At 72.0% G+C, this 25262-nt stretch carries 21 protein-coding genes; all 21 read left to right on the top strand.

Annotated features, from left to right (window positions below; all coding sequences use genetic code 11):
* Positions 1-7 precede the first annotated feature (7 nt).
* The 21 genes from VXJ25_RS05005 (at position 8) to VXJ25_RS04905 (ending at position 24998) form a co-directional block, all read left to right on the top strand.
* Positions 8-2695, top strand: coding sequence for a DNA topoisomerase I (locus VXJ25_RS05005; RefSeq protein WP_330958114.1), 2688 nt, complete (start codon positions 8-10; stop codon positions 2693-2695).
* Between the two features lie 10 nt (positions 2696-2705).
* Positions 2706-3362: a dTMP kinase gene (gene tmk / locus VXJ25_RS05000; RefSeq protein WP_330958113.1), complete on the top strand. Its 657-nt coding sequence runs from the start codon at positions 2706-2708 to the stop codon at positions 3360-3362.
* Positions 3363-3366: 4 nt separating this feature from the next.
* A complete protein-coding gene (locus tag VXJ25_RS04995; protein ID WP_330958112.1) occupies positions 3367-4521 on the top strand; it encodes a DNA polymerase III subunit in 1155 nt (384 codons plus the stop codon).
* A complete protein-coding gene (locus VXJ25_RS04990) occupies positions 4500-6185 on the top strand; it encodes a PSP1 domain-containing protein (RefSeq protein WP_330958111.1) in 1686 nt (561 codons plus the stop codon). Before VXJ25_RS04995 ends, VXJ25_RS04990 begins: the two co-directional genes overlap by 22 nt.
* A gap of 124 nt (positions 6186-6309) precedes the next feature.
* A complete protein-coding gene (locus VXJ25_RS04985) occupies positions 6310-7584 on the top strand; it encodes a Y-family DNA polymerase (RefSeq protein WP_330958110.1) in 1275 nt (424 codons plus the stop codon).
* Between the two features lie 17 nt (positions 7585-7601).
* On the top strand, positions 7602-7871 hold the full coding sequence (locus tag VXJ25_RS04980) for a hypothetical protein (RefSeq protein WP_330958109.1): 270 nt from the start codon (positions 7602-7604) through the stop codon (positions 7869-7871).
* A gap of 84 nt (positions 7872-7955) precedes the next feature.
* On the top strand, positions 7956-8999 hold the full coding sequence (locus tag VXJ25_RS04975) for a glycoside hydrolase family 5 protein (protein ID WP_330958108.1): 1044 nt from the start codon (positions 7956-7958) through the stop codon (positions 8997-8999).
* Complete coding sequence (gene rsmI / locus VXJ25_RS04970; protein WP_407941914.1) at positions 8996-10018, top strand: 16S rRNA (cytidine(1402)-2'-O)-methyltransferase; 1023 nt, start codon at positions 8996-8998, stop codon at positions 10016-10018. Before VXJ25_RS04975 ends, rsmI begins: the two co-directional genes overlap by 4 nt.
* Positions 10019-10222: 204 nt before the next feature.
* Positions 10223-12124 carry a fructose-1,6-bisphosphatase gene (locus VXJ25_RS04965; protein ID WP_330958107.1) on the top strand — a complete coding sequence of 634 codons (1902 nt, stop codon included), beginning with the start codon at positions 10223-10225 and terminating at the stop codon, positions 12122-12124.
* A gap of 137 nt (positions 12125-12261) precedes the next feature.
* Positions 12262-13872: a methionine--tRNA ligase gene (gene metG / locus VXJ25_RS04960; protein WP_407941913.1), complete on the top strand. Its 1611-nt coding sequence runs from the start codon at positions 12262-12264 to the stop codon at positions 13870-13872.
* A gap of 2 nt (positions 13873-13874) precedes the next feature.
* Positions 13875-14843, top strand: coding sequence for a 16S rRNA (adenine(1518)-N(6)/adenine(1519)-N(6))-dimethyltransferase RsmA (gene rsmA / locus VXJ25_RS04955; RefSeq protein WP_407941912.1), 969 nt, complete (start codon positions 13875-13877; stop codon positions 14841-14843).
* Positions 14840-15937, top strand: coding sequence for a TatD family hydrolase (locus VXJ25_RS04950; RefSeq protein ID WP_330958106.1), 1098 nt, complete (start codon positions 14840-14842; stop codon positions 15935-15937). The genes rsmA and VXJ25_RS04950 overlap by 4 nt, the downstream gene beginning before the upstream one ends.
* Before the next feature lie 39 nt (positions 15938-15976).
* Positions 15977-16747 (top strand): ComF family protein, encoded by a 771-nt coding sequence (locus tag VXJ25_RS04945; RefSeq protein WP_330958105.1) that lies wholly within the window; start codon positions 15977-15979, stop codon positions 16745-16747.
* Between the two features lie 434 nt (positions 16748-17181).
* Positions 17182-18072, top strand: coding sequence for a substrate-binding periplasmic protein (locus tag VXJ25_RS04940; RefSeq protein WP_330958104.1), 891 nt, complete (start codon positions 17182-17184; stop codon positions 18070-18072).
* Positions 18073-18283: 211 nt separating this feature from the next.
* Positions 18284-18883: a ribosome hibernation-promoting factor, HPF/YfiA family gene (gene hpf, locus VXJ25_RS04935; protein WP_330958103.1), complete on the top strand. Its 600-nt coding sequence runs from the start codon at positions 18284-18286 to the stop codon at positions 18881-18883.
* On the top strand, positions 18864-19922 hold the full coding sequence (locus tag VXJ25_RS04930) for a DegV family protein (protein ID WP_330958102.1): 1059 nt from the start codon (positions 18864-18866) through the stop codon (positions 19920-19922). Before hpf ends, VXJ25_RS04930 begins: the two co-directional genes overlap by 20 nt.
* Before the next feature lie 78 nt (positions 19923-20000).
* Positions 20001-21089, top strand: coding sequence for an NAD(P)-dependent oxidoreductase (locus tag VXJ25_RS04925; protein ID WP_330958101.1), 1089 nt, complete (start codon positions 20001-20003; stop codon positions 21087-21089).
* Positions 21090-21182: 93 nt separating this feature from the next.
* Positions 21183-21962, top strand: coding sequence for an NYN domain-containing protein (locus VXJ25_RS04920; RefSeq protein WP_330958100.1), 780 nt, complete (start codon positions 21183-21185; stop codon positions 21960-21962).
* A 51-nt stretch (positions 21963-22013) separates the two neighbouring features.
* Complete coding sequence (locus VXJ25_RS04915) at positions 22014-22616, top strand: hypothetical protein (protein WP_330958099.1); 603 nt, start codon at positions 22014-22016, stop codon at positions 22614-22616.
* Positions 22617-22765: 149 nt separating this feature from the next.
* On the top strand, positions 22766-23791 hold the full coding sequence (locus tag VXJ25_RS04910) for a hypothetical protein (RefSeq protein WP_330958098.1): 1026 nt from the start codon (positions 22766-22768) through the stop codon (positions 23789-23791).
* A 16-nt stretch (positions 23792-23807) separates the two neighbouring features.
* Positions 23808-24998 carry a purine-nucleoside phosphorylase gene (locus VXJ25_RS04905; protein ID WP_330958097.1) on the top strand — a complete coding sequence of 397 codons (1191 nt, stop codon included), beginning with the start codon at positions 23808-23810 and terminating at the stop codon, positions 24996-24998.
* The last annotated feature ends 264 nt before the right edge of the window (positions 24999-25262 follow it).

Genomic DNA, 25262 nt, shown 5'->3' with positions numbered 1-25262 from the left:
TCGGGGTTTGAAGCTCGTTGTCACGGAGAAGAACGACGCCGCCCAGCAGATAGCGCGCCTGCTCGGCACGGGGAGGCCCAAGGCGGACAAGGTCTACGACACGCCGGTCTACCGCTTTGCGGTGGACGGCGAGGAGTGGGTCACGATCGGCCTGCGCGGCCACATCCTCGCGCCGGACTTCCCGACCGAGCTCAAGTTCGACGAGAGCCAGGGGTGGTACGCCGTCTCGGACGAGGGCGAGGTCATGCCCGCCGACGTCCCCGACGGCCTCGCCCGGCCGCCCTTCCCGACCAAGCGCAAGCCCTTCCTCGCCGACGGCGTGGACATCAAGGGCTGGAAGGTCCCGAGCCTGCCGTACCTGGTCTGGGCGCCGATCGAGAAGAGGCCCGCCGAGAAGGGCATCATCCGCGCGCTCAAGAACCTCGCCAAGAAGGCCGACAGCATCGTGATCGGCACGGACTTCGACCGCGAGGGCGAGCTGATCGGCTCCGACGCCCTGAACCAGATCCGCCAGGTCGCGCCGGACACGCCCGTCTCGCGCGCCCGCTACTCCGCCTTCACCAAGGCGGAGATCGACCACGCCTTCGCCAACCTCGTCGACCTCGACCAGGACCTGGCCGACGCCGGCGAGAGCCGCCAGTACATCGACCTCGTCTGGGGCGCCGTGCTCACGCGCTACCTCACGCTCGCCCGCCAGGGCGGCTTCGGCAACGTTCGCTCCGCCGGCCGCGTCCAGACGCCCACCCTCGCCCTCGTGGTGGAGAAGGAGCTGGAGCGCGAGCGCTTCGTCCCGGAGGACTATTGGGTTATCTCCGGCCACCTCTCCCACGACGGCTCGGAGCCCTTCCGCTGCACCCACGCGACCGCGCGCTTCAAGGACAAGGCCGCAGCGGACGCGGCCTTCTCGCACGTCCAGGGCGCGAGGCGGGCGACGGTGACCGAGGTCGCCAAGAAGGCCCGCACCCAGCGCCCGCCCGCACCCTTCAACACGACCTCCCTGCAGGCGGCCGCCGCCTCCGAGGGCCTCTCTCCCGCGCGCACCATGCGCCTCGCGGAGTCGCTCTACATGAAGGGCCTCACGTCCTACCCCCGCGTGGACAACACGGTCTACCCGCGCTCGCTCGACCTGAGGGAGTGCGTGCGGACCCTCTCCCACGTGCCGCAGTACGCCAAGGTCTGCGGCGAGATCCTGGGGCAGGAGAAGATCGTGGCCACCCGCGGCAAGCAGGAGACGACCGACCACCCGCCCATCTACCCCACGGCGGCGGCCGACCCCCACGACCTGCAGCCTGCCGAGTGGAAGCTCTACAACCTGATCGCGCGCCGCTTCCTGGCGACTCTCATGGGCCCCTCGACCTCCGAGGGCACCAAGCTCACCTTCGACGTGGCGGGCGAGCCCTTCCAGACGACCGGCAGCGTCCTCACCAAGCCGGGCTTCCGCGCCATCTACCCCTTCGGCCTCAAGAAGGACGACCAGCTCCCCGCCCTCGAGGAGGGCGACGTCTGCGACGTCGTGGACATGGCGCTCGACGCCAAGCAGACAGAGCCGCCCGCGCGCTACAGCCAGGGCAGGCTCATCCAGGAGATGGAGCGCCAGGGGCTCGGCACCAAGTCCACGCGCGCCAACATCATCCAGCGCCTCTACGACGTCAAGTACCTCAAGGGCGACCCGGTCGAGCCCTCCCAGCTCGGCATCGCCGTCATCTCGGCCCTGCACGAGTTCGCGCCGCCCATCACCACGCCGCACATGACGGCGGAGCTCGAGGAGGACATGAACAAGGTCGCCGAGGGCACCGACACCCAGGACGAGGTCGTCGAGCGCTCCCGCGCGATCCTCGCGGGGCTGATCGACAACCTCATCGAGCACAAGGACGACCTCGGCGAGGAGATTGCCGACGCCGTGACCGCCGACGCCAAGGTGGGCGTGTGCCCCAAGTGCGGCAGGGACCTCGTCATGAAGACCTCGGCCAAGAACCACTCGAGCTTCATCGGCTGCATGGGCTGGCCGGACTGCGACGTGACCTACCCCGTCCCCAAGGGGCGCATCGAGCCCCTGCCGGACCCGTGCCCGGTGTGCGGTGCCCCGCGCGTCAAGGTGACGCCGTTCCGCCAGCGTCCGTACGAGATCTGCGTCAACCCCGCCTGCGAGACCAACTACGAGCCCGACGTGGTCGTGGGCACCTGCGCCGCCTGCGCCGCCAAGGGCAAGGAGGCCAAACTCGTCGCCCACAAGAGCGAGCGGACGGGCAAGCGCTTCATCCGCTGCGAGAACTACGACGAGTGCGGCACGAGCTACCCGCTTCCGCAGCGCGGCGAGCTGCACGCCCTGGGCGAGACCTGCCCGGAGTGCGGCGCGCCCATGGTGGAGATCGTGACCCAGCGCGGCCCGTGGCGCATCTGCGTCAACATGGACTGCCCATCCAAGGAGAAGGCCAAGGCCACGCGTGGCGCTGCCGCTGGCAAGGGCAGGGCTGCCGGGAAGGGCAAGGCGTCCGGGAGCAAGGCTGCCGGCAAGGGCAAGGCGGGCGCGAGCAAAGCGGGCGCCAGCAAGTCCAAGGCGGCCGCGAGCAGGGCCAAGTCGACCTCGAGCAAGGCGGCCACGAAGGCCGGGGCGACCGCCGGCAGGGCCAGGCGCACGTCCACCAAGGCGAAGCCGGCCGCGGAAGGCGACGCCTCCGCCGCCGAGCAGGGCTAGGGCGGGGAGCATGGACAGGGTCCAACCAGCCGAGGGCGCCCGCGGCGTCTTCGTCTCGCTCGAGGGGGTGGACGGCTCCGGCAAGTCGACGCAGGCCGCCATCCTGCGCGACCTTCTCGCCCAGGGAGGCGCCGACGTCGTCTCCCTGCGCGAGCCCGGCGGCACGGCCATCTCCGAGAAGGTCCGCGCCCTCGTGCTCGACCCGGCGAACGCCGAGATGTGCGACGAGTGCGAGCTGCTCCTCTACGAGGCGTCGCGCGCCCAGCTCGTGCGCCAGGTGGTCGAGCCCGCCCTCGCCGCCGGCGACGTCGTGGTCTGCGACCGCTTCCTCGACTCGACCTTCGCCTACCAGGCGGCGGGCCGCGGCCTCGACGCCGGCCTCGTCCGGCGCGCCAACGAGCTCGGGAGCTGCGGCTTCCTGCCCGACCGCACCGTCGTCTTCGACATCGACCCCGCCCGCGCCCTCGCGCGCGCCACGAGGGGCGGCGCCGACCGCCTCGAGCGCTCCGGCCTCGCGCTCCAGGAGCGCGTGCGCGCCGCCTACCTCGAGCTGGCCCGCGAGCAGCCCGGCCGCGTGCGCGTCGTCGACGCCGCCGGCACGGTCGGGGAGGTCACGGGGCGCCTCGTCGCGTGCCTCGCCGACCTCCTCCCCGGGCTCGGGGGGTGAGCCGATGGCAGCTCCCTCCAAGGTACCGCACGTGCCGCCGGCGCTCGGGGTCCTCGACATCCAGCCGCGGGTGCGCGACTTTATCGCCGCCGCCTGGATGGAGGGGCGCCTCAGCCACGCCTACCTGTTCTGCGGCGCGCCCGGGTCCGGCATGCTCGAGGCGGCCCTCGCCCTCTCCCAGCTCGTCGTCTGCCCCAACGGTGGCGACGCGACCTGCGACGAGTGCATCCGCGTGCGCCACCGCACCCACCCCGACGTGCACCTCCTCGCGCCCGCGAGCGTGACGGGCTACCTCGTCTCGCAGGTCCGCGAGCTCATCGCCGACGTCCCGCTCGCCCCCGTGCGCGCCAGGGCCAAGGTCTACGTCCTCGAGGACGCGGGCCTGCTGCGCGGCGCGGCCGCGAACGCCCTGCTCAAGACCATCGAGGAGCCGGTCGAGGGGGTCATCTTCGTGCTCCTGGCGCGCAGCGCCGAGCAGGTGCTCCCCACGATCGCCTCGCGCTGCCAGCAGGTGCCCTTCCGCCCGGTGCCCCCGCGGCTCGCCGAGGGGGCCGTCGCCGAGGCGTCGGGCCTCGCCGGCCCCGAGGTCGCCATCGCCCTGTCCGTCGCCGGCACGCCCGAGCGGGCGGAGGAGTTCCTCTCCTCGCCCGGCCGCCGGAAGGTGCGCCGCCTCGTGGTCGGCACCCTGGGCGAGCTCGCCCGCGACGACTCGTGGGACGTGCTCTGCTCCGCGCGCGACATCGTCGCCGCCGTGCGCTCGCCGCTCGACGACTACCGCAGACAGCAGTCGGAGGGCGCCAAGGAGAGCGCGGACTTCCTCTCCGCGAAGGCCCTCAAGCAGATCGAGGACGCCAACAAGCGCGAGCTCACCGCCCGGGAGCGTTCGGGTATGATGGAGGCTCTGGCCGCGGCCGACTCCCTCCTGCGCGACGTCCTCATGCGCTGCGAGGACGTGGCCAAAGAGCCCGTCAACGCCGACGTGGCGGACGTGGTCGACCGCATCGCGGCGCTCACGGACACCCGGGGCGCCCTCGCGGCCATAGGCGCCGTCCGGCGCGCCGCGGACGACCTCTCGCACAACGTCTCTCCCCAGCTGGCCTTCGAGGTCATGCTCCTCTGTGTCAAGGAGGCACTCACATGCCCACCGTCATCCCGGTGAAGTTCAGGTACTCCGCCCGCGACCTGTGGTTCAACCCCAAGAAGTCGGGCGCCGTCTGCGGCGACCACGTGATCTGCGCCACCGAGCGCGGCACGGAGATCGGCCTCGCCACGGCCGACCCCTTCGAGGTCTCCGAGGCGGAGCTGGGCGACACCGTCGGCCACTCCCGCCTGGCCGGCGTCCTGCGCGTCGCCACGGACTCCGACCTCGCCCTCGCCGAGACCCTAGCGGAGAAGGGCGAGCGCGCCATGCCCGTCTTCCGCGACCTCGTGAAGCAGAGCGGGCTCGAGATGAAGCCCGTGGGCGTGGAGTACCTCTTCGGCGGCGAGAAGGCCGTGTGCTACTTCGCCGCGGAGGACCGCGTTGACTTCCGCCAGCTCGTGCGCGACCTCTCGCACGCGCTGCGCCAGCGCATCGACATGCGCCAGATCGGCGTGCGCGAGGAGGCGGCCATCGTCGGCGGCTACGGCCACTGCGGCCAGGAGCTGTGCTGCCGCAGGTTCGGCCTGCAGTTCGAGCCGGTCTCCATCCGCATGGCGAAGGAGCAGGACCTCCCGCTCAACTCCAACAAGATCTCCGGCGCCTGCGGCAGGCTCATGTGCTGCCTGCGCTACGAGTTCGAGGCCTACCGCGACTTCAAGGGCCGCGCCCCCAAGCGCAACGCCGTCATCGACACGCCGCTCGGCAAGGCCAAGATCGTGGAGTACGACACCCCCAAGGAGGAGATCTGCCTGCGCATAGAGAACGGCAAGCAGGTCAGGATCCCGCTGGCGGAGATGGTCCCCTCCGAGGCGGCCAAGAAGAAGTCCGAGGAGCTCGGCTGCGCCTGCCGCCCGGACACGGTGCTGCGCTCCTCCCTCGACAAGCTCAACTCGCCCGACGTGCAGATGGCCCTGGCGGAGCTCGACCGCAAGCACGGCGTCGTCCCGCCCGAGGACGCCTTCGACGAGAGCGACATCTTCGTGGAACCCAAGCGCTCGCGCCGCGGCGGCCGCAAGCGCTCGGGCGGCGACGAGGGGCGCCAGGAGGGCGAGCAGCGCAGGGCGCGCCGTCGCCGCGGAGACGAGGGGCGCGAGGAGGACGCGCAGCGCCAGGCGTCAGACGCCTCCCAGACGCGCACGAGGCGCCACCACCGCAAGGCCGCCGGCGCCGCCGCCGAGGAGGCGCCCCAGCAGGGCAAGGGCCAGCAGGGGCAGGCCGGCCAGGACGAGCGTGCCGAGAAGGGCGCGCAGGGCGAGGGGGGCCGTCCCCGCGGCGGCGGCATGCGCCGGCGCCACCACCGCTCCGGCGACGCCCCGCAGGCCCAGGGCCAGGGGGCCGCGGGCGAGCGGGGCGGCCAGCGCCGCCAGGGCAAGGGCCAGGGCAGGCAGGGCGCCGAGGGCGGCGCGCAGCAGCCCCGCCACCTGCGCCACCCGGGCGACAAGGGCGGCCAGGCCGGCCAGGGCCAGGGCGGACAGCCGCAGCCCAGGGGCCAGCAGGGCGCCCCGCGCGCGGACCAGGGCCCGGCGTCCGGCGACCCCGAGAGGCCGGCGCGCCGCCGGCGCCACCGCGGTGGTCGCGGCCGCGGGCGCGGCAACGGCGGCAACGGCGCCCCCGGCGGCAACGGCTCCGGCAACGACGGCGCTCCCGGCGGCAACGGCAGCGCCGGCAGCCCCAAGGAGTAGCCGGCCGCCCGCCCGGGGCGCACGTCCTTCTCGCCCGGCCCGCCCGCACGTCCATTGTTGTCCCGTTCCTCGGACATGATACGAACAGAAGTTCTGCTATCGTGGTGTCGAGGGGGAGAGGACCATGGACGTCTCGAGGGTCATCATTCACAGCGACATGAACGCGTTCTACGCGAGCGTCGAGCAGGCGGAGCGGCCGGAGCTACGCGGGCGGCCCGTGATCGTGGGCGGGGACGAGCAGTCCCGCCACGGGATCGTGCTCACGGCGAGCTACGAGGCCAAGCGCCGCGGCGTCAAGACCGCGATGGTGCTCTGGGAGGCGCGCCGCGCCTGCCCGGAGGCCGTCGTCGTGCCGCCGCACTATGGCCTCTACCAGCGCTACTCCCGCCTGGCGCGCAAGATCTACTACGACTACACGGACCTCGTGGAGCCCTTCGGGCCGGACGAGGCCTGGCTGGACGTCACCCACTCCGTCGGGCTCGCCGGCGGCGACCCCGTCCTCGTGGCGCAGGAGATATCGGAGCGCGTCCGCACCGAGCTGGGGCTCTCGGTCTCGGTGGGCCTCTCCTGGAACAAGGTCTTCGCCAAGTTCGGCAGCGACCACGACAAGCCGGACGGCTTCATGCGCATCACGCCGGGCAACGCCGCCCGCCTCGTCTGGCCCAGGCCCGTGGACGAGCTGCTCTACGTGGGCCCGGCGACCGCGCGCAAGCTGCGCCGGCTCGGCATCCGCACCGTCGGCGAGCTCGCCTGCGCGGACCCCGAGCTCGTCCACCAGCGCCTCGGCAGGATGGGCGACGTGGTGCAGGCCTTCGCCCAGGGGCGCGACACGAGCCCGGTCAGGCCCCTCGACGCCTCCGCCCTGGACGTCCGCCGCGAGGTCAAGAGCGTGGGCAACGGCGTCACCTGCCCCTTCGACGTGGACGACGCCACCTGCGCCCGGCAGGTCGTGTGGCTCATGGGGGAGTCCGTGGCCCAGCGCCTGCGCGCCCTGGGGCTTCGCGCGCGCTGCGTCTCCGTCACGGGGAGGGACTTCGAGACCCTGGCCTGCCGCTCCCGCCAGCGCCAGCTCGCCCGCCCGAGCGACCTGACGGGGGAGATCTGCTCCGCCGCGTGCGAGCTGCTCCTCGGCGACTGGGACTTCCGCCACGAGAAGCTGCGCGGCATCGGCGTGCGGGCTTCGCAGCTCGTCCCGGCCGAGCTCCCCGTCCAGCTCGACCTCGAGGGCGTCGAGGCCGCCCGCCTCGGGCGCGCCCGGCTCGACGCCACGGTCGACGACCTGCGCTCGCGTTTCGGCAACCACGCCGTGCGGCGCCTCTCCGAGCTGGGCGACCCCCGGCTCGCCGCGCTCGACCCCGAGCGCGACCACAACGTCCACCCCGTCTCCTACTTCGCCTGATGGGGAGGGAGGCCGGCATGCGTGGGATAGCCGCACGCGAGAAGCGCTACGTGGAGGTCATCTCCCGGACGGACGAGGAGGGCAGGGTCACGCCGCTCGTGGTGGTCTGGTCGGACGGGCGCCGCTACGACATAGACCGCGTGCTCGACCGGCGCCGCGCCTGCTCGCTCAAGACGGGCGGCACGGGCGTGCGCTACACCGTCAGCGTGGGAGGGCGCTCCACCTACCTCTTCTTCGAGGGCCCGCGCTGGTTCGTGGAGGCGAAGGTGGCGGACTTGCCCGACTGACGCGCGGCGCCCTCGGCATATACTTGAGTTGTTGTCCCGCTCGGCTCCGTCGTCGCCCGAGCGGACGGGCTTGGAGGTGGTCAGATGGCACGAGAGGGCGGAGAGGTCCTGCACGGCGTCAACCTGAGCGGCTGGCTCGTGCTGGAGCCCTGGGTCACGCCGGAGCTCTTCGCGGGCACGGGCTCGCTCGGCGAGGCGACCCTCGTCGCGGCCCTCGGCGACGAGCTCTACGCCGACCTCGTCTGCGAGCACCGCGAGGCCTTCGTCACCGAGCGCGACTTCGAGCAGATCGCCAGCCGCGGCCACAACGCGGTGCGCCTCCCCGTGCCCTGGTACGCCTTCGGCGGGCAGGGCCCCAACCCGGGCCCCTACGTCGGCTGCATCATGCACGTGGACGACGCGCTCGTGTGGGCGGAGCGCCACGGCGTAAAGGTCCTGCTCAGCCTGGCCATCAGCCCCGGCGCCCAGGGCGAGGAGGACGTGCTCTCGACGGGGGAGTCCGGCCACAGGGAGGACGTCCTGACGGTGCTCGCCGCCCTCGCCAACAGGTACGCGGACTGGCCCGCCTTCTTCGGCATCGAGGTCGCCGACGAGCCGGTGGCCCAGCGCCGCCACGGCCTCTCCATCACGGACGGCGTGCCCCTGCACGTGCTGCGGAACTACTACCGCGACGCCTACGAGGCCATCCGCGACCGGGCGGGGGAGGCCCCGGTCATCGTCTTCCCGGACGCCGGCGTGCCTTCGGCCTGGCGCGGCTTCATGGCGCCCAAGCGCTACCAGAACGTCTGGCTCGACTGCCACCTCTACCACTACGCCGACCGCGTCGACGCCACGGGGCCGGCCGGCACCCGCGGCCTCGTTGCCTCGTCGGCGCGCTCGCTCAGGGAGGCGGCCAGGAGCGGCCTGCCCGTGATGGTGGGCGCCTGGTCGGCGGCGCTGCCCTTCGCGGACTCCGCGATGACCCCCGAGGGCCGCATCGCGCTCGAGCGCATGTACGTGGCGGACCAGATCGCGACCTTCCGCGACCACCCCGCGTGGTTCTTCCAGACGTGGAAGACCTCCGGGCGCATCTCCGCCTGGGACTCCCGCATCGCCCTCTCCAGCTTCGAGCGAAGGATGCTCGGGTGACGGCGGCCGGCAAGGGGCGCGGCGAGGCGGCGTCCGGCCCCTCGCGGCCTGGCGCGCGCGAGGTGGAGGGCCTGCTCTCCATGGTGGGCACCCCGATCGGCAACCTCCGCGACGCCTCGCCGCGCGTGGTCGAGACCCTCGCCGCCGCCGACGTCGTCCTGTGCGAGGACACGCGTGTGACGGGCAGGCTCCTGTCCTGCCTGGGTGTCCGCGCGCCGCTCCGCCGCTGCGACGAGAACGTGATCTTGGAGCGCGTCCCCGAGGTGCTCGAGGAGCTCGAGGACGGCCGGCGCGTGGCCTTCGTCTCCGACGCGGGCATGCCGGGCGTCTCGGACCCGGGCCAGCGCCTCGTCGACGCGGCTCTCGACCGCGGCCTCAGGGTGGAGGTCGTCCCCGGCCCCTCGGCCGTGACCTGCGCGCTCGTGGCGTCTGGCCTGCCCATGGACCACTTCTTCTTCGAGGGGTTCCTGCCCCGCAAGGCGGGCGAGAGGGACCGCAGGCTCCGGGCCCTCTCGCGCGTGCCCGGCGCCGTGGTGCTCTACGAGTCGCCCCACCGCGTCCAGGCCACGCTCGAGGCCGTCGCGAGCGCCCTGCCCGCGCGTCGGGTCGCTCTGGTGCGCGAGCTGACCAAGGTGCACGAGGAGTGCCTGCGCGCCCCGGCCGCCGAGCTCGCGCGCGCGGTCGCCGAGCGCGGCGAGGTGCGCGGCGAGTGCGTCATCGTGGTCGGCGGCCCCGACGAGCGCGAGCAGGAGGCCTGGCGCCGCGAGGAGGCCCTGGCCGAGGTGGCCGGCGCCGTGCGGCCCGCCGTCGCGCCCGGCGTCCCCGCGGGAGCCGCCGCCGAGGGCGCCTGCGCGCCCGCCGCGCCGAGCCTCGACGAGGCCATCGCGGCCGGCCTCGTTGCCGGCGAGTCCAAGACGCGCCTCGCGAAGCGCCTCGCCCGCGCCTTCGGCGTCCCGCGCCCCGAGGTCTACGACCGTGTCGTCGCCCTCTCGCAGGGCGCGGGCCCCGCGGGCGCGTAGCGCCCGGGCCGCGCCCGGGCCGCGCGTCCTTCTCGCCCGCGCCCGCCCGCGCCCTTCGGCCGAGGGGGCCTGCGCGCTGGCTGTTTGGACCCCCGCCCGCGGCGCCCCGCTTGCCATACTGTCTGGGGGCCTCCCGCCCGGCCCGGCCCAGCCGGCGCGCCACGGGGCGGGACTAGATTCCAGGACGGTGATACCTTGCCCACGATGTCCTTCAGGTCCGAAGGCGACCTCAAGTACCTGCGCCTCCTCGCAGAGAAGTTCCCGACCAGGCAGTCGGTCTTCACGGAGATAATCAACCTGCAGGCGATCCTCAACCTCCCCAAGGCGACCGAGCACTTCATGAGCGACGTCCACGGGGAGGACGAGGCCTTCAACCACATCCTCAACAACTGCTCCGGCGTGATCCGCGACCGCGTGCGCGCCACCTACGACGGGGAGCTCACGGACGCCGAGCAGGCCGAGCTCTGCACCCTGATCTATTACCCCAAGCAGAAGCTCGCCCGCATCCGCGCCCAGAGGCGCGACACGCCCGAGTGGTACGAGACGACCCTGCACCGCATGGTGCGCATCGCCCGCTACCTCTCCAACAGCTACACGCGCTCCAAGGTCCGCAAGGCCATGCCGGTCGAGTACGCCTACATCATCGAGGAGCTCCTCCACGAGGCGGGCATCAGGAACCTCTCGCGCCACGAGTACCACCGCAGGATCCTGACCTCGATCGTCGAGACGGGCTCGGCCGAGGACTTCTTCATCTCGCTCGCCTCGCTGATCAAGCGGCTGGCCGTCGACCGGCTGCACCTCGTGGGCGACGTCTTCGACCGGGGCCCGCACGCCGACCGCATCCTCGACGGGCTCATGGCGCACCCCTCGGTGGACGTCCAGTGGGGCAACCACGACATCCTCTGGATGGGCGCCGCCGCCGGCTCGGCCGCCTGCGTCGCCACGGCAGTGCGCAACAACGTGCGCTACGACTCCTACTCCATCCTCGAGAGCTCCTACGGCATCCCCCTGCGCAAGCTCGCCCTCTTCGCCGAGCACACCTACGCGGCGCGCTCGGAGGGCGGCGGGCGCACGCCGGAGGAGCGGGCCATCTCGGTCATCCTGCTCAAGCTCGAGGGCCAGCTGATCCGCCGCCACCCCGAGTTCGACATGGCGGACCGGCTGCTGCTCGACAAGGTCGACCTCTCGCGCGGCTGCGTGCGCATCGACGGCGTCGACTACGAGCTCTCCACGCGCGACCTGCCCACCATCGACCCGGACGACCCCTACGCGCTCACCCGCGAGGAGGAGGCCGTGATCGACGACCTCGTCGCGAGCTTCCGCTCCTCGCAGAAGCTGCAGGACCACGTGAACTTCCTCTTCGAGAAGGGCTCGGTCTACCTGGTCCGCAACGACAACCTGATCTTCCACGGCTGCGTCCCCATGAACGAGGACGGCACCCTGCACATGGTCGACTGCGGCTCCAGGAGGCTGTCCGGCAGGGCCTACTTCGACTTCTGCGACCAGGTGGCCCGTCGCGCCTGGCGCGAGGGCGACCAGGACGCCCTCGACTGGATGTGGTACCTGTGGTGCGGCCGCAACTCGCCCCTGTCCGGCAGGGTGGTCAAGACCTTCGAGCGCGCCCTGGTCAAGGACAGGTCGACCTGGCAGGAGCCGCGCGACGCCTACTGGACCCTCACGCAGGACGAGCGCGCCTGCCGCGAGATCCTGCGCGAGTTCGGCGTCAGCCCCGAGCGCGGCCACATCATCAACGGCCACACCCCGGTCAAGGTGAGCAGCGGCGAGAGCGCCATCCGCGGCGGCGGCAGGCTCCTCGTGATCGACGGCGGCTTCTGCAAGGCCTACCACGCGGCGACCGGCATCGCGGGCTTCACGCTCGTCTCGGACCAGAACGCCATGACCCTGCGCTCGCACGCGCCCTTCGAGAGCGTGGAGGCCGCGCTGGATGACGACGCGGACATCGAGAGCGAGACCACCGTGGTGCAGACCTACGACCGGCCCCAGCTCGTCTCCGACTCCGACACCGGCGCCGAGGTGCGCGAGCAGATCGAGGACCTGAAGGCCCTGCTCGAGGCCTACGACACCGGCGTCTCCCTCAGGCGCTAGCCAGGGGCGGCTGCGCTACAATAGGCGGTCGTGCCCGGGCGTGCGCCCACGCGGGGCGCGCGGGCTGCCCGCGCCCCCAGACGTGCGGCAGCGCCCGGCCCGCCGCCGCACAGCCGTACCACACGAGGAGCCGCCAGATGGCAGACAAGAGGTCCTACTTCATCACCACCCCCATCTACTACGTCAACGCCCGCCCGCACCTCGGGACCGCCTACTCCACGATCCTGTGCGACGTCCAGGCGCGCTTCCGCAGGGCCGAGGGCTACGACGTCAAGTTCCTGACCGGCATGGACGAGCACGGCGAGAAGGTCGAGGAGGCCGCGCGCGCCCACGGCATGGAGCCGCAGGAGTGGTGCGACAGCCAGGCCCCGTACTTCCAGGACCTCTGGCGGAGGCTCGAGGTCTCCAACGACGACTTCATCCGCACGACCGAGCCGCGCCAGGTGCGCGCCGTCCAGTACCTCTGGGAGCGCATGCGCGACTCCGGCTACCTCTACAAGGGCTCCTACGACGGCTGGTACTGCGTGCCCGAGGAGACCTACTTCACCGAGACCCAGGTCGCCAAGGCCGACGAGGAGCGCCACACCGAGGGCGAGCACCTCTGCCCCGACTGCGGCCGCCCGCTCGAGCGCGTCCAGGAGGAGTCCTACTTCTTCAAGCTCTCCGCGTTCCAGGACCGCCTGCTCAGGCTCTACGACGAGCACCCCGACTTCGTCCAGCCGGACTTCCGCATGAGGGAGGTGCGCAGCTTCGTCGAGGGCGGCCTGCAGGACCTCTCGGTCTCGCGCACGAGCTTCGACTGGGGTATCAAGGTGCCCTTCGACGACAGGCACGTCACCTACGTGTGGTTCGACGCCCTGCTCAACTACATGACCGCCGTGGGCTACGGCGACCCCAGCGAGGCCGCCCGGCGCGAGCTCGCCTACCGCTGGCCTGCGCAGATGCACGTGGTCGGCAAGGACATCATCCGCTTCCACTGCGTCATCTGGCCCGCCATGCTCATGGCGATGGGCGACGCCCTGCCCGAGCACGTCTTCGCCCACGGCTTCCTCATGGTGAGGAACGAGGAGACCGGCCAGGGCGAGAAGATGAGCAAGTCGCGCGGCAACGCCATCGCGCCCGACGACGTCATCGACCTGCTTGGCGTCGAGGGCTACCGCTACTACTTCATGACCGACGTCACTCCCGGAGAGGACGGCGCCATCAGCTTCTCCCGCATGGAGCAGGTCTACAACGCCGACCTCGCCAACAGCTGGGGCAACCTGGTCTCGCGCGCGTTCAACATGAGCGCCAAGTACTTCGACGGCAAGAGCCCCGAGGTCCCGGCGGGCTGGGCCGCGGAGGCGAGTCCGCTGCACGACGTGGCGGAGGGCATCTTCGGCCGCTATGCCGCCCACATGGAGAAGATCGAGTACGTCCAGGCCAAGGACGTGGTGATGGAGCTCGTGCACGCCGCCAACCACTACATCGAGGACTCCGAGCCTTGGAACGTCGCCAAGGATCCGGCCCGCTCCGGCGAGCTGGCGCGCATCATCCTGAACCTGCTCGAGTCGATCCGCATCTGCGCCCACCTGCTCGCCCCCTTCATGCCCGAGACCTCCGCGGAGGCCCTGCGCCGCATGAGCCACGGCGACGAGGCCGCCTGCACGGACCTCGCGGCCGCCTGCGCCTGGGGCCAGCTCTCGGGCGGGCTTGCGGTCATCAAGGGCGACGCGCTCTTCCCGCGCCTGCAGAAGAAGGGCGCGTAGGCGTGGCGAGAAGGGACTCCGCCCGCCGCGGCGCCCCGGCGCCCGCCCCGGCGCCCGGCGCCCCCGCGCCAGGGCCCCGCGGCTACTCCTGGCTCGCCAACCCGCGCGAGACCCGCGCGGTGCTCGACGGCTACGGCCACGCCGCCGTGCACGCCCTCGGCCAGAACTTCCTCGTGGACGACTCCGTGATCGGCCGCATCCTCGGCCTGGCGGAGCTCACCCGCGAGGACGTGGTGCTCGAGGTGGGCCCCGGCATCGGCACGCTCACGGTCGCCCTGCTCGAGCGCGCGGGCGCCGTCGTGGCGGTCGAGGCGGACCGCTCGCTCGCCCCCGTGCTCGCCGAGACCTGCGCGAGCGACTCGGAGCGCCTCGGCCTCATCCTGGGCGACGCGCTCAGGGTGGGAAAGGACCGCATCGCCGCCGAGCTCGCCTCGCTCGGCGTGGCGGGCGTCCCGGCCCTGCCCGACAAGCTCGTCTCCAACCTGCCCTACCAGGTCGCCGCGACCCTCGTGCTCAAGGTGCTCTCCGAGATGCCCTCGGTCGGCCGCATCGTCGTGATGGTCCAGGCCGAGGTCGCCGACCGCATCTCCGCCGAGCCGGGCTCCAGGGCCTACGGCGCCTACACGGCCAAGCTCGCCCTGCTCGGGCGCGTGACCGGCCGCTTCGAGGTCGGACCTGGCTGCTTCATGCCGGCGCCCCACGTCGATTCCGCGGTCGTGAGGATCGACCGCGCGCCCGCCCTCGGGGCGGATGGTACCCCGCTCGGCCCCGAGGGGCTCGCCGCGTGCGCCCGCGTGATCGACGCCGCCTTCGCGCAGCGCCGCAAGACCATCCGCAACTCCATGGGCGCCTCGGGCTTCGACAAGGCCGAGCTCGACGCCGCCTTCGCCGCGGCGGGCATCGACCCCAGGAGCCGCGCGGAGCGCCTCTCGCCCGCCGACTTCGTGCGCCTCGCCGGGAGGCTCTCGTGACCCGCGCAGGTGGGAAGGGCCCGCTGCCCGCGTCCGGCCCCACGGGCGAGAAGGACCCGCTGCCCGCACCCGGCGCCGGCGCCGCGCCCGAGCTCGAGGCGCTCCTGCCAGGCGGCGCGCTCTTCCGCGACAAGAAGGGCCGCCCGCAGGAGCTGCCCCGGCCCCTCGCGCCCCTCGCCGACACCCACGGCCACCTCACGCACTTCGACGGGACCGACGCCGCCTGCGCCGTCGCGCGCGCGGCGCTGGCCGGCGTCCGCCTGCTCGTCTGCCCCCTCGACCCAGCCGACGACGCGACGGACGCGCGCGCGACCCTCGACTGGCTCGACGGCGTCGTGGCGCGCGCGGGGGAGCTCCTCGGGCGCGCCCGGGAGCTCGGCATCGAGGGCGTGGCCCCGGAGGGCTGGGGCGGCGTCGCCGACCTCGTCTCGTCCGTGCGCGTCGTAGCTGGCGTCCACCCCTACGGCGCGGAGCGCCTCCGCGAGGCGCGCCCCCAGCTCGAGGTCCTTCTCGAGAGCGGGCGCTGCGTCGGCGTGGGGGAGGTGGGCCTCGACTACGGCCCGTACAACGAGGCGCCCCGCGAGACGCAGCTCGCGGCCTTCGAGTGGCAGCTCCGGCTGGCCCAGGAGCGCGACCTGCCCGTGGAGCTCCACATCAGGGACGCGGCCCGCGACGCCGCCGCGAGCGCCCACGCGGACGCGGTGCGCGTCCTCGAGCGCGTGGGCGTGCCCCGGCGCGGCTGCGACCTGCACTGCTTCACGCAGGGCCCCGAGGTCATGGCCCCCTTCGTGGAGCTCGGCTGCCACGTGGCCTTCGGCGGCGTCTCGACCTTCCGCCGCTCCGACGACGTGCGCGCCGCGGCCGTCGCCTGCCCGGCGGGGCAGCTGCTCTGCGAGACGGACAGCCCCTACATGGCGCCCGTGCCGCTGCGCGGGCTCGAGTGCGAGCCGGCCATGGTGGGCTTCTCCGCCGCCTGCGTGGCCGGGGCGCGCGAGGCCGCGGGCGTGGCGTCGCGCGCGGACACCTACGCCGCGCTGTGGGAGAACGCCTGCGCGCTCTTCGGGCACCCGGCGGGGGCGCGCGTGCTAAGCTAGCCCGACCGGGGCCTCCCGAGCGCCGGGAGGTGGGCGTCCATGGACCAGGCTTTCGCCGCGGGCGGCGGGGCGGGCCCGCGCGGGGTCGCGGGCGCGCTCGCAGAGGCCGCGCTCGAGCTCCTGTGGCCCACGCGCTGCGCGGGCTGCGACCAGCCGGGGGAGCTCCTGTGCGAGGAGTGCCGCGCATCCCTCCCCTGGGTGGACCAGCGCTTCGCCTGCCCGGTCTGCGGGGCGCCCTTCGGGTGGCTGACCTGCACGGAGTGCGACGGTGCGTGGGAGTCGCGCGCGACCGTCTGCGCGCTCGACTTCGCGGGCTCGGGCGGCGTCGCCCGCCTGGTGGCCTGCGCCCTCAAGGACGCGCACGAGCTCAGGCTCGCCCCCGTCATGGCCGCCGCGATGGCCACCTCGCTCGACGAGGCCGCGGCCCTTCTCGCCCCGGACGGCGCGCCCCGCGCGGACCTCGCCGCCACGGACGCCATCTGCTTCGTCCCCGCGACCGCCAAGGCCTTCGCCCGGCGCGGCTTCGACCACATGGAGCTCGTCTCGCGCGAGCTCTCCCGCCTCACGGGCGTGCCCCTCGCCGACGTGCTGGTGCGCGCGGCTGCCGGCGACCAGCGCGCGCTCGGGCGCGAGCAGCGCGCGGAGAACCTCGCGGGGAGCGTGGGCTGCGTGGCGGACGTGAGCGGGCTCGCCCTGCTGCTCGCGGACGACGTGGTGACGACGGGGGCGAGCATGCGCGAGTGCGCCCGCGCCCTCCTCGCCCGCGGCGCGAGGAGCGTGACCTGCTGTGCCTTCGCCCGCGTCTGGTGAGGGTGGCGGCCCCTCCCCGGGCCGGCGCCCGTGCCGCCCGCCAGGGGAGGGACCTTTCCGGGCGGCCTCCGGGCGGCGCCCGCGGCCATAGAAAGCTATACTAACCTGGTCTCGCCCCAGGTCTGTGGTTGCGGGCGCCTCTGCGCCCTAGTCCATGGCAGACGAGGTCGAAGGGATCCACGTAAGCGCGGGCGCGGGCTCGCGCGAGCATGGCTCGTCCTAGAGGTAAGTCGTACCGCCCGAACAGCCGACTTCAGGGCACGGTGCCCTGCGGGCGAGAGGGCCACCAGTGAGGGGTACGCCCCCGAGCGAGCGCCCCGGTACGCGAGTGTGGGGTCAAATACCAGGTCAGCTGGGGTGGGACGCATCACAGGAACCGCGCCTTGCGGCCCGCGCGACGGGCGGCGGGGCGCCTCGGGTTGGGAGTCGCGCCCATGAAGATCGCCGCTCGCTCGCTGGCAGCGCTCACCGTCGCCCTGGCCGCGGCGCTCGGGGGGTGCGCGCTGCCCGCGGCGGCCGACCCCGCCTCGCTCGCAGGGGCCCTGCGGGGCTCCGTGACCACGAGCGTCGAGCAGGCGCGCGCCGAACGCGCGGCCTCGCTCGTGCCGGCGCAGGAGATCCCCACCCTCAAGACCGCGGGCCGCCTCACCGTGGGCGTCCGCGCGGACGCGGGGTGCCCCGCCGCCTTCACCGGCGCCGACGGCGAGCTCGAGGGCTACTACGTGGACTTCGCCTCGGCGCTGGCGGAGGAGATGGGCCTGAGGGTCACCTTCGTGAGCGTGAGCGGCGTGGACGCCGCGCTCTCCGACTCGGTCGACGCCGTCCTGGGCGTGCGCTCGGGCGAGTCCGCCGTCGCCACCATCGTCGCGCCCTTCGAGGACGAGGGCGTGGGGCTCTTCGGGAAGGGCGCCTCCGACGTGCCCGACGCCGCCGCGCTCGCTGGCGCGACCGTCGGCGCGCAGGATAGCTCCTCCTCCCTGCGCGCGCTCGGGGCCACCGACCTGGCCGTCCGGACCAGGACCTACGCCAACGTGAACGCCGCCTTCGACGCGCTCGACGCCGGCGAGGTCGACTACGTCCTGTGCGACGTCAACTCCGGCGGCTACCTCTCGACCTTCTACGACGACGTCTCGCTCGCGGGCACCATCGCCGCCCCCTCGCGGCAGGGCGTGGCGCTCCTCTCCTCAGACCAGGCGCTCGAGTCCGCCGTCGACGAGGCTTACGCGAGGCTCGAGTCCAACGGCCGCCTCGCCTGCATCCGCGCGCGCTGGTTCGGCACGGGCGAGAGGCTCGGGGAGGGCTCGGTGGTCCGCGCCGCGCAGTAGGCCGCCGCGCGGGGAGCGCCTCCGCGCCCGGGCCGCGCGTCCTTCTCGCCCGCCCGCCCCGCGATTCCCGGTGTCGCTTCCCGCGAAGAATGGGTAAGGAGAGGGTACGGGACGCCGGTCGCCGGGGGAGGCCCCGAGGCGGGTCGCCCGCTGAGGCGGGAGCGCCGCCGCGTCCCGCGCATACGTTCGCGACGGTCACAAGGAGGCAACCATGGTGGATATCAAGATCTCGGGCCGCAGAGTCACGGTTTCGGACGCCATGCGCACGCGCGTCGAGTCCAAGATAGGCGACGCCCTGAAGGTCTTCGACATCAAGCCCATGACGTGCGACGTCGTGCTGAGAGTGGACAAGAACCCCGCCAACCTCGACCGCAAGACCTGCGAGGTCACGGTCTTCGTGCGCGACAACGTGGTCCGCGTCGAGGCCAGCAACGACGACCTCTACGCCGCGGTGGACGAGGCGGCCGACAAGGTCACCCGCCAGCTGCGCAAGTACAAGACGCGCGTGATCGACAAGCGCCAGTGCGCACGCAGGCCCGAGGTCGCGGCCGAGCGCGTCAAGGACCTCTCCGACCTGCTCGAGCCCCTGCCCGAGGAGGAGGACGACACCCTGGTGCGCGAGAAGTACGTGGACCTCGCGCCGATGAGCGTGGACGAGGCCATCTTCCAGGCGGACCTGCTCGGTCATGACTTTTATGTGTTCGAGAATGACGAGACGGGCTTGGTGAACGTACTCTATCACCGTAAGAACGGTGGGTACGGAATCATCAAGCCGAAGATTGAGAGCGAAGATGGCGAAGCCGAGCGCTAGCGAGGACGTCCAGGGCAACGAGGCTGATTCGTCGGCAGAGGCGGGAGCCGCCACCAAGGCGGCTCCCGCCGACGTCATACGGGTCGGCAAGGCCTACCACCAGAAGGCCTCCTGCCACATCATCGTGGACTCGACGGCGGACTACTCGCCCGAGGTCGCCCGCCAGCTCGGCGTGGAGGTCATCCCCTTCCACTACGTGGACCAGGACGGCGAGCACGAGGACGACCTCTGGCAGACCAGGGACCCGCACGAGTTCTACGAGTACATGCGCAAGCACCCGGACGTCCACTTCAAGACGCAGGCGGTCACGCCCGGCCACTACTTCGAGGTCTTCGAGCGCGCGGCGCTCTCGGGGCTGCCGGCCATCTACATGAGCCTGCCGGCGGGCCTGTCCTCCTCGATCGACTCGGCGCGCCAGGCGGCGGACATGATTCGCGAGAAGTATCCGGACTACGAGCTCTACGTCCTGGACAACCGCTGCGACTCGGCGGCCGGCGAGCTGCTCGCGATCGAGGTCGTGCGCCAGGCCACGAGCGGCCTCTCCGCGCGCGAGGTCTTCGAGTGGGCGCGCGACGCGCGCTACTTCGTCCACGGCTACTTCACGCTGGACAACTTCAACGCGCTCAAGGCGGGCGGCCGCATCCCGCCGGCCGCGGCCAACGTGGGCAGCAAGCTGGACATCAAGCCTGAGCTCTCCTACGACACCAACGGCGCCCTCACGCTGCGCGGCATGTGCCGCGGCCGCAAGAAGGCGCTTCGCGCGATCCTGCAGGACTTCCGCGACAACTACTCCTATGACACCTCGCTGCCCCTCGCGATCGTCTCGACCGACGCCGAGAAGGACGCGGACTGGCTCGAGAAGGAGGTCCGCAAGGAGAAGGGCTGCGAGGACGTGACGATCATCCGCAGCCAGGTCTCGCCGATCCTGGGCTCGCACGTGGGGCCCGGCATGGTGGCCCTGGTGTTCTGGGGCACCGACCGCCGCGAGAAGGTCTCGCTCACGGACCGGATCGCCCGCAAGGTGCGCAGCTCGAGGTAGCGAGAGGGAGAGGGTCTGCCGCCGCGCGTGGCGACGGCAGTGCCGCCGTGCGCGGCGGGAGCGAACGAGGTGGGAGAGATGATCCGCAGGGTCGCGTTCATAGGGACGGGCATCATGGGTGCCCCCATCGCCGGCCACATCCTGGACGCCGGCTTCGAGCTCACGGTCCACAACCGCACCAAGGAGAAGGCCGAGGGGCTTCTCGCCCGCGGCGCCTCCTGGGCCGAGAGCCCGGCTGCGGCCGCGCGCGACGCGGACGTGGTCTTCACGATGCTCGGCTACCCCGACGACGTGGAGGACGTCTACCTCACGACCGAGGGGCTCATCCGCACCGTGCGCAAGGGGGCATGGATGGTGGACCTCACCACCTCCTCGCCCCAGCTCGCGCGCGACATCCACGACGCGGCGGAGGTCATGGACAAGCACGCCGTCGACTGCCCGGTGACGGGGGGCGAGGAGGGCGCCCGCGCGGGCACTCTCACGCTCATGCTCGGCGCGCGCGAGGAGGAGGTCGCGCCGCTCCTGCCGGTCCTCGAGACCTTCTCGGACTCCGTCTACTACTTCGACGAGCCGGGCGCCGGCCAGGTGGCCAAGCTCTGCAACCAGGTCTCGCTCGCGTCCTGCATGGTGGGCTACGCCGAGGCTATCTCGCTCGCCAAGCAGGCGGGGCTCGACCAGCGCAAGGTCGTCGACCTCGTCGCGCACGGCATGGGCGGCTCGGTGGCGCTCCAGCGCCTGGCGCCCAAGTCCGTGGACGGCGACTTCAGGCCGGGCTTCCTCTCCGAGCACCTGCGCAAGGACGTGGGGCTCGCCCTCGCCGAGGCCGACGACCTCGACCTCACGCTGCCCGGGACGCAGAACGCCTTCGACCTCTACGACGTCCTGTGCCGCGTGGGCGGCAAGCGCCTGGGCACCCAGGCGGTCTCGCTGCTCTACGAGGGCCAGGCGGAGACGGCCAAGGCGGGCCTCGACTGGTCCCTGCTCGACGAGGACGACTACGCCGAGGGCGACGCGTTCGACGCCGCCGACGCCGCGGCCGACGCCGCGGGCGCGGACCAGGCGCCGGCTCGCGGGGGCGCCGCGGGCGAAGGAGCGCACGGCGGCTCCGGCAGCGAGCCCAAGTACTACCACGGCGTGGGGTACTTCAGGCCCCACGGCGGCGCGTAGCGCCCAGGGCGGGGCGCATCGGCCGGGCGGAGCCTGCCCGCGGCGCCACGTCCTTCTCGCGCGCGCACGAAACGAAGGGAACAATGCAAGAGAATGAATAGCGAAACAATCCAGAGCTCCATCGCGGTGTTCATCGACTACGAGAACCTCGCGCTGGGGACCGGAAAGCGCAGGCGCAACGGCCACCAGGAGCCGGGTCCCACGCCCGACGTCAAGCGCATCCTGGAGCGGCTCGTGGACAAGGGCCGCATCGTCGCCAAGCGCGCCTACTGCGACTGGCAGCGCTTCGACAACGCGGTCACGCCCATGCACGAGCTGGGCATCGAGCTGATAGAGATCCCGGACCGCGCCTACACGGGCAAGAACTCCGCGGACATCCGCCTGTCGGTCGACGCGGTGGAGATGTGCCTCACCAAAGACCACATCGACACCTTCGCGATCCTCTCGGGCGACTCGGACTTCTCGCCGCTCGTCTCCAAGCTGAAGGAGTTCGGCAAGACGGTGATCGGCGTCGGCATGAAGGAGTCCACGAGCACGCTGCTCGCCGAGGTCTGCGACGAGTTCATCTTCTACGAGGACATCGCGAGCACCGCCGGCATCCCGAGCTTCGAGGGCAAGGTGCCCAAGGAGAAGTACCCCTGCTACGAGCTGCTCTTCGAGACCGTCGACGCGCTCGAGCGCGAGGCGGACGGGGCCGTGGTGGCCTCGCGCATCAAGGACACGATGCGCCGCAAGAAGCCGCAGTTCTCCGAGCGCACCTACGGGTACCGCTCCTTCAGCAACCTCTTGAGGGAGGCCTCCAAGCTGGGGCTCATAGAGATCCACCAGGACCCCAAGAGCGGGACCATCGCGGTCGACGGCTTTTGCGAGTAGGCCGGCAGCGCAGGCGCCCGGCAGTGCAGCGACAGAAGGGGATAAGGACACATGGCAGAAGACACTAGACGCAGCGCAAGCCCGGAGGAGTCCCGAGACGCCCTCCTCGACCAGCTCGGGAGCGCGAATCGCCGCCGTCGCCAGGAGGCCTCGCACCAGCTGGCGATCATGGCGAAGTACGCACCGGACGTCCTGATCGACCACGCGGACGCGCTCGAGGAGGCGCTCTTCCGCCCCGAGGCGCAGACGCGCTGGGAGTGCCTCGACGCCCTGGCCGACCTGGCCGAGCACGACCCGGCCAAGGTCCTAGGCGCCTTCGAGGGCGCCGAGGCGTCGCTGTTCGACGAGGACTCGGCGGCCGTGCGCCTGGCGGCGTTCCGCTTCATCGCGCGCGTCGGCGCCACCTCTCCCGAGCACTCCGACAAGGCCTGGCCGCTGCTCGACGAGGCCATCCAGTGCTTCCACGGCGACCCGGAGTACCGCGACATGCTGCAGGCGCTCATCGAGTTCGTGAAGGGCGACATCTCCGACGAGGCGCGCGACGCCCTGGTGGCGCGCGTCGACTTCGACGCCAACAAGGGGTCGTCGGCCGGCTACATCAGGGCCTACTCGCGCCAGATCATCGACGAGGCCAAGGCCGCGGCCAAGCGCTAAGCCTCGCTTGGGGCTGCGGAGAAGCCGTAGGGCCTGCCGCGCTCCTGGGGGCGCCGCGTCGCGCCGCTGTACCATAGCGCTGCCGCCCGCTCCCGCGGGGCGGCTTCGACGCCGCCCGCTGGGTGGCCTGAAGTTAGGGGGATTACCACATGGACGACACTTCCAAGGACAAGGACCAGGCCGCCGCGAAGGCCGACAAGTCCGAGAAGGCTGACAAGGACGCAAAGGCCGACAAGTCCGAGAAGGCGGACAAGTCTGAGAAGGCCGCGAAGGCCGACAAGGCCGCGAAGGCCGATAAGGACGCGAAGTCCGCGTCCAAGCGCTCCTCGAAGCGCGGCGGCAAGGGCGCGGGCGCGCGGCTCGCCGTCGTCGGCGTCGTCTGCCTCCTCGTGGGCTGCCTCGTCGGCGGCTTCGTGGGCTATCGCTTCGTGGGCGACGCCACCGCGCCGCTGTCCGGCAAGACCACCCTCTCCGAGGGCCAGCTCGACACGGTGCTCGGCACCTACACCTACAAGGGCGAGAAGCACGAGGTCACCGCCCGCGAGGCCATCCTCGAGACCACGACCCTCGACGCCGCCAAGAACGACGACGGCACCTACAACGTTCCCTCCGTCGACAACGTCCTCTCCATCGCCCGCAACGGCATCGTGGCGCAGGACGCCGCCGACCGCGGCGTCACGGTGAGCGACGACGAGGTCGCCTCCTACGCGCAGAGCACCATCGGCTCGAGCGACTACGCGACCATCGCCTCGACCTACGGCATGGACGAGGACCAGGTCAAGTCCCTCATGACCTCCTCTGCCACCATGAAGAAGCTGCACGACCAGATCGTGACGGTCAGCGTGCCGAGCGTGCCCGACGCCCCGTCGTCGCCCGCGAGCGGCCAGGAGAGCACGCCGACCGCCGAGTACGCGAGCTACATCATCAACCTCGTCGGCGACGAGTGGGACTCCAACGCCAACACCTGGGCCCGCACCGACGGCCAGTACTACGCGGCGCTCTCCAGCTACACCATCTCCAACGACTCCGCCACCTACGACGCCGCCCAGGCGGCCTACTACGTGGCCTACTCCAACTACAGCTCCGCCAACTCCGAAGCCACCTCGCAGTGGACCAACTACGTGAACGGCCTGCTCTCCAACGCGACCATCTCGCTCGGCACACTGATGGCCTAGCGGCGAGAGGGACCCGATGCGCCTCATCATAAGCAGCTGCCTGCTCGGCGTGGCCTGCCGCTACGACGGTAGATCCAAGCCGAGCGCCGCCGTCCGGGACCTCGCGCGCAAGGCCGAGGTCGTGGGCGTCTGCCCAGAGGCGGCCTCGGGCCTGCCGGTGCCGCGCCCGCCCGCGGAACAGCGCGGAGGGCGGGTCCTTCTCGCCGACGGCACCGACGTCACGGAGGAGTTCCGGCTGGGCGCCGCCCGCTCGCTCGCCAAGGTGCGCGCGCGGCCGGCGCCGCTCGCCGTACTCAAGGCGAAGAGCCCGTCCTGCGGGGTGCACCACATCTACGATGGTACGTATACCGGTTCTTTGACCGAGGGGGAGGGCGTCTTCGCCCGCCTGCTCGAGGAGGAGGGGATCTGCGTGGTGAGCGAGGAAGTAGTCGAGAGCTGCAAGCCGTCCGTGGAGCATCCCGTCGCGATCGTGCTGGGGACCGGCCTGGGGCACCTCGCCAAGCTGGTGCGGCCCGTCCGCAGGGTCGACTACCACGACGTCGAGGGCTTCCCGGAGGAGGCGCGCCCGATGGCGGGCCACAGCTTCGAGGCCACGATCGGCAGCATCGACGACGTGCCCGTGGTCGTCTACCCGGGGCGCATCCACCTCTACCAGGGCTACTCAGCCGCCGAGGTGACCTCGCTCGTGCGCCATGCGCACCGTCTCGGCTGCCGCGACGTGATCTTCGCGTGCGCGACGGGCGCCATCCGGGGCAACGCCGAGCCGGGCCTGGGCATCCTGTGCGACCAGATCAACCTCACCGGGCGCAATCCGCTGGCGGAGTGGGACGAGGTGCGCGGGGTAGACAACCCGTTCGTGGACATGACCGATGCCTACTCGCCCTACCTGCGCACGCTCGCGCGCTCGGTGGCGGAAGACGAGGGCATCGAGGTCGCCGAGGGCGTCTACGCCGGGGTGCTCGGCCCTTGCTTCGAGACCGAGGCCGAGGTCCGCGCCCTGGCGGGGCTGGGCGTCTCCTACGTGGGGATGTCCACGGTGAACGAGGTCATCATGGCCCGCGCGCTGGGCATGAACGTGCTGGGGCTCACGCTGGCGACGAACTACTCGGGCGCGAGCGACACGTCGCACCAGAGCGTGCTCGAGGAGTCCGGCCGCAAGGAGGAGGAGTTCCAGAAACTGGTGCGCGGCGTGCTCAGGATGCTGTAGCGCCGTCGGTCGCGTGCCCGCTGCGCTGGCGGATGCCAGCGCCGGCCGGGTGCGTGAATTGAATTTCGAAAAGCAACACCGTTGCACCAAGTCATGCAGGGACGGCAGATGAAATTGGAGGCAGGACGGATTCCGCATCCGTCCTGCCTCCGTCTCCTCTAGCATCCCTTTTGCTGCTGCTGGCTCCCGCCGGAAGGGAGACGGCGATGAGGGACGGCAAGAGGAAGCACATGGACAAGGATAGCAGGGTGGCCATCGAGGAAG

This window comes from Olsenella absiana (assembly GCF_036408855.1).
Taxonomy (GTDB): domain Bacteria; phylum Actinomycetota; class Coriobacteriia; order Coriobacteriales; family Atopobiaceae; genus Olsenella_K; species Olsenella_K absiana.
The sequence above is the reverse complement of the archived record's forward strand: the minus strand, read 5'-3'. Positions and strand labels throughout refer to the sequence as shown.